Raw genomic sequence first — 5250 nt, 5'->3', positions numbered from 1 at the left:
ACGCGCGTGCGCTCGAGGCGCTGCTGCACGAGCGCGGCCTGCCGGTGTGGGGCCGCGAACGGCCGGTCACGCAGGTCTGGCTGGGCGTGCAGGAGGACAACGCGCGCTGGCTGCTGACCGAGAACCTGGCCGCGGTCGAGGCGCCGTCGCTGCTGCAGACGGCGCTTGCGCGCGGTGTGCCGGTGCTGTTGCCCGCTTCCGGCGGCGCCAACGAACTGCAGGACGTGCTGCAGGGCATGAGCGGCAGCGTGCTGGCGGCGGCGCAGGCCGACGGACAGCGTCGCGTGCTGGTTGGCCGCGTTACGCAGAAGGGTGCGCAGTGGAGCGGGCAGTGGACGCTGTTCGAAAACGGCCAGCCGCTGGACCGCTGGCAGGGCACCGCGGCAAATCGCGAGGACGCCCTTGCCTTCGGCATCGACCAGCTGGCCAATGCCTATGCAGCACGCTACGCACTGCGGGGCGGTGCGACGGAGGCCGATGGTCCGCTGCGGCTGGAAGTGGCGGGCGTCGAGAGCGCGGCCGATTATGCGCGCGTATCCAAATATCTGGCCGGGCTGAGCGCCGTCAGCGCCGCGGAACTGGTCGAGATCGCTGACGGTATGGCGGTGTACGCGCTCGAGCTGCGCGGCGACCGCCGTGCGCTGGAGCAGGCCATTGCCCTCGGCAGCCTGCTCAGGCCGCTGGCGTCCGGCGCGTCGCCTTCCGCGGACGCACCGTTGCAGTACGAGCTCGCGAAGTAGGCATGAACGGTTTTCTGCTCAAGAACCGCTGGGCCTGGGCCGCCATTGGTCTGGCCCTGCTGGTGCTGGTGTACTTGCTTGGCCGCGTGTTGACGCCGTTCGTGATTGCGGCCGGTCTGGCTTACCTCGGCGACCCGGTCGTCCAGCGCCTGCAACGGCTGCGGCTGTCGCGCACGCTGGCGGTGACGCTGGTGTTCGTCACGCTCTACGCCGGCGGCATCGTGCTGGCGATCCTGCTGTTCCCGCCGCTGGAGCGCCAGCTGGGCCAGCTGTTGCAGAACCTGCCGGACTACCTGCTGTGGCTGCAGCGCGTACTGCTGCCCTGGCTGGAACGTCTGCTGCCCGAGGGCTATACGCTCGATGCCGCGACCGTCAAGGCGGTCTTCGCCCAGCACTGGACCAAAGCCGGCGGCCTGGTGCCCGGCTTCCTGCAGACCGTGAGCCAGTCCGGCATGACCCTGCTGGCGCTGGTCGGCAATGCCGTGCTGATCCCCGTCATTACCTTCTACCTCATGCGCGACTGGCATGCCTTCGTGCAGCGCGTGCGCGAGCTGGTGCCGCAGCACCTGCAACCGACGGTGAACGGACTGGCGCGGGAGTTCGACGACGTGCTGGGTGCCTTCGTGCGCGGCCAGCTGCTGGTGATGCTGTCGCTGGCGGTTTACTACAGCATCGCGCTGGCGCTGTGCGGGCTGAAGCTGGCGCTGCTGGTCGGCGTCATCACCGGCCTGGTCAGCTTCGTGCCCTACCTGGGCTTCATCATCGGCGTCATCCTGGCCAGCGCCGCCATGCTGGTGCAGGAGCAGTCGCTGATGGCGCTGCTGCCGGTGGCCGTGGTCTTCACGTTCGGCCAGCTGCTGGAAAGCTACCTGTTCACGCCGCGGCTGGTGGGTAACCGCATCGGCCTGCATCCGGTGGCGGTGATCTTCGCGGTGCTGGCCGGCGGGCAGCTGTTCGGCTTCGTCGGGGTGCTGCTGGCGCTGCCGGCGGCGGCGGTGATCGCAGTGCTGCTGCGCCACCTGCGCCGGCAGTGGGTCGCCAGCGACCTCTACCAGAAAGGCTAGGCGTTAATGCTGCCGATACGCTGGCCGGTCCAGCTGCCGCTCGGCGTGCAGCTGCGCGACAACGCCAGCTTTGCCAGTTTTTTCCCGGGGCCGAATATCGAGCTGCTGCGCCAGCTGGAGCGGGCCGTCGCGCAGGCCGGCGCCGCGCAGGTACCGCGCGTGCTGTTTCTCTGGGGCATGGAAGGCAGCGGCCGTACTCACCTGCTGCAGGCCGCCTCGCGCGCCGCGGGCGAGCAGGGCCAGGCGGCGGCCTATTTGCCGCTGGCTGAACTGCGGACAGCCGAGCCGCAGCTGCTGCAGGGTCTGGCGCAGCTGAACCTGGTGTGCCTGGATGACGTCCAGGCCGTGGCGGGGCGGCGCGACTGGGAGCAGGCCTTGATGGCCTTGTGCGACGGGCTGCGCGCCTCGGGCGGCAGTCTGCTGGCCGCAGGTTCGCAGCCGCCGATGGAACTGGGCCTGACGCTCAGGGATCTGGCCACACGCCTGGCCTGGGGCCCGGTGTATGCGCTCAGGCCACTCGGCGACGAAGAAAAGATCCGCCTGCTGCAGCAGCGCGCGCGCAGCCGCGGGCTGGAACTGTCGGAGGAAGTCGGACGTTTTCTGCTGAGCCGTGCCGCGCGCGACATCCCCTCCCTGTTGGCTGTTCTGGAGCAGCTGGATCACGCCTCGCTGGCCGCGCAGCGCCGCCTCACGCTGCCGTTCGTGCGCGAGGTGCTGGTGCAGGCTCGCGAGCCGTAGGCGCGGCTAGAAACCCGAGTGCATCCGCTCGCGCCGCTCGAGGCGCACGAACAGCACGCAACCCATGAACAGCAGCAGCGCGGCGAAGAAGGCCGGATAGGCGGCCGGGCGCGCCGCCGGCGTCGCCAGCAGCTCGGTCAGCGCCCAGCCCAGGTAGGGCAGTGACAGCAGGCTGGCCCAGGCGTGGGTATAGGGCCGGCCGCGGATCAGCCCCGGCAGCGGCAGCAGCAGCGGCGCGGTCAACAGTGCCGGCAGCCAGGTGCCGAGGCGCGCCGAGGGCAGCAGCTGCCCGTACCAGTAGAACAGGCTGACGACCAGCGTCATCAGGCTGGCCAGCGCCAGGATGCGGGCCGAGTGACTGGCTTTCCTCATCCCGTGGCCTGCAGCCTGAGCGCGATCTCCGCCAGGCGCCGGCCCAGTGCCTCGCACAGAGTCTTTTCGTGCTCGCTCAGCGGCAGCTTGCTGTCGCTGCCAGCGAGGTGGCTCGGGCCGTAAGGCGTGCCGCCACTGCGCGTCTTGATCAGTGCGGTTTCGGTGTAGGGCAGTCCCACGATCAGCATGCCGTGGTGCAGCAGCGGCAGCATCATGGACAGCAGAGTGGTTTCCTGGCCCCCATGCATGGACGAGGTCGAGGTGAATACCGCGGCCGGTTTGCCGACCAAGGCCCCGGACAGCCACAGTGCGCCGGTGGAATCGAGGAAGTATTTCAGCGGCGCGGCCATGTTGCCGAAGCGCGTCGGGCTGCCCAGCGCCAGCCCGGCGCATTCCTTGAGGTCGTCGGCCGTCGCGTAGGGCGGCCCGGATTCCGGAATCTCCGGTGCAGTGGCTTCGCACACGGGCGATACCGGCGGCACCGTGCGCAGGCGTGCGGCGCAGCCGTCCACCGACTCGATGCCGCGCGCCACCCGCCGCGCCATCTCGGCGGTGGCGCCGTAGCGGCTGTAGTAGAGCACCAGCATTTCGATGACCGGCTTCATGTCAGTCCCGCAGCAGCTCCAGCACCGCCTCCAGCCGGTTGGGGAGGTTGCGCGCCTCGGCGGCGCGGCGGTGTTTGTATTCCAGCATGTCCTGGTCGAGGCCGCGCTCGCCGATGGTGATGCGGTGCGGAATGCCGATGAGGTCCGCGTCCGCGAACATCGGCCCGGGCCGCAGACCGCGATCGTCCAGCGCGACGTCGATGCCAGCCGCGCGCAGGCCCTGGTACAGCGCCTGCGCCGCAGCCTGTACGCGTTCCGACTTCTGCAGGTTGACCGGAGTGATCAGCACGCGGAAGGGCGCGATCGCGTCCGGCCAGATGATGCCGTTCGCATCGTGGCTCTGCTCGATCACCGCGCCGACCACGCGCGACACACCGATGCCGTAAGTGCCCATGATCGGCACCTGTTCCTTGCCGGCGGCATCGAGCACGCGCACGTCCAGCGCCTGGCTGTACTTGCGGCCGAGCTTGAAGATATGGCCGACCTCGATGCCGCGTACCAGTTCATACGCGCCCTGGCCGTCGGGCGCCGGCTCGCCGGCGACCACGTTACGGATGTCTGCGACCTGCTGCGGTTCCGGCAGGTCGCGGCCCCAGTTGACGCCGGTCAGGTGGTAGTCCTTTTCGTTGGCGCCGCAGACGAAATCCGCCATGGCCGCCACTGCCGCGTCGGCAATCACGACGACATCGGCGCCGATGCCGACCGGGCCGATGTAGCCGGCGACGCTGCCGAACACGGTTTCGAGCTCCGCTTCGGTGGCGAGCCGGTAGCCGCCCAGCCCCTCGAGCTTGCCGATCTTGACCAGATTGGCTTCGTGGTCGCCGCGCAGCAGCAGCAGGTAATGCCGGCCGTTGGCCTCGACCGCGATGCTCTTGACCGTGCGCTCGAGCGGCCGCTTGAGGTAGGCGGCGACTTCGGCGCAGGTCACCTGGCCGGGCGTGTGCGCCTTCTGCATCCTTTCCCGCGCCGCCGGGCGCGGGCCCGGCGCCGGCGCCGGTGCGGCCTCGATGTTGGCCGCATAACTGCCCTGGCTCGCCACCGCCAGCAGGTCCTCGCCGGACTGCGCCAGTACGTGGAATTCTTCCGATGCCGTGCCGCCGATGTTGCCGGAATCGGCCTGCACGATACGGAACGCGATGCCCAGCCGCGTGAAGATGCGTGAATACGCCTCGCGCATGTTGAGATACTCGCGATCGAGGTCGGCATCATCCATGTGGAAGGAATAGCCGTCCTTCATCAGGAACTCGCGTGCGCGCATCACGCCGAAGCGCGGCCGGCGCTCGTCGCGGAACTTGGTGCCGATCTGGTAGAAGTTCACCGGCAGCTGCTTGTAGCTGCGGTATTCCTCCTTCACCAGTGTGGTGATCACTTCCTCGGCGGTGGGCGCAAAGCAGAAGTCGCGCTCGTGGCGATCCTTGAGCCGCAGCATCTCCGGGCCCATCAGGCCCCAGCGGCCGGACTGCTGCCACAGCTCGGCAGGCTGCACGATCGGCAGCAGCACCTCCACGCAGCCGGCGCGCTCGAGCTCCTCGCGCACGATGGCCTCCACTTTGCGCAGCACGCGCAGGCCCAGCGGCGCCCAGGTGTACAGGCCGGCGGCCAGGCGCCGGATCAGCCCTGCGCGCAACATCAGCTGGTGGCTGACGATCTCGGCATCGGCCGGGGTTTCCTTGGTGGTGAACAGCGGGAACTGCGAAAGACGCATGCCGGTCGGGTCCATGGCGGGGCGGG

The 5250-nt window shown here is 69.3% G+C and carries 6 protein-coding genes; 3 read left to right on the top strand and 3 right to left on the bottom strand.

The features are described from left to right. The 3 genes from VNJ47_00585 to hda all read left to right on the top strand — a co-directional run. The coding region (locus VNJ47_00585) for a DUF2066 domain-containing protein (GenBank protein HXG27330.1) at window positions 1–740 on the top strand (740 nt) is incomplete at its 5' end. A 2-nt stretch (window positions 741–742) separates the two neighbouring features. Next, on the top strand, window positions 743–1804 hold the full coding sequence (locus tag VNJ47_00580) for an AI-2E family transporter (protein ID HXG27329.1): 1062 nt from the start codon (window positions 743–745) through the stop codon (window positions 1802–1804). 6 nt (window positions 1805–1810) lie between these two features. Then, window positions 1811–2542, top strand: a complete 732-nt coding sequence (gene hda / locus VNJ47_00575; protein HXG27328.1) for a DnaA regulatory inactivator Hda — start codon at window positions 1811–1813, stop codon at window positions 2540–2542. A gap of 6 nt (window positions 2543–2548) precedes the next feature. Here the strand turns inward: hda and VNJ47_00570 are convergent, their stop codons facing one another. From VNJ47_00570 to VNJ47_00560, 3 genes are all read right to left on the bottom strand, one after another. Then, window positions 2549–2914: a DUF2069 domain-containing protein gene (locus VNJ47_00570; GenBank protein ID HXG27327.1), complete on the bottom strand. Its 366-nt coding sequence runs from the start codon at window positions 2912–2914 to the stop codon at window positions 2549–2551. Then, window positions 2911–3519 carry an NAD(P)H:quinone oxidoreductase gene (gene wrbA, locus VNJ47_00565; GenBank protein ID HXG27326.1) on the bottom strand — a complete coding sequence of 203 codons (609 nt, stop codon included), beginning with the start codon at window positions 3517–3519 and terminating at the stop codon, window positions 2911–2913. The genes VNJ47_00570 and wrbA overlap by 4 nt, the downstream gene beginning before the upstream one ends. Before the next feature lies 1 nt (window position 3520). After that, window positions 3521–5250: proline--tRNA ligase (locus tag VNJ47_00560; protein HXG27325.1), on the bottom strand; the 1730-nt coding region annotated here is incomplete at its 5' end.

This window comes from Nevskiales bacterium, assembly GCA_035574475.1.
Classification (GTDB): domain Bacteria; phylum Pseudomonadota; class Gammaproteobacteria; order Nevskiales; family DATLYR01; genus DATLYR01.
This window is presented reverse-complemented; position numbering and strand designations above follow the sequence as displayed.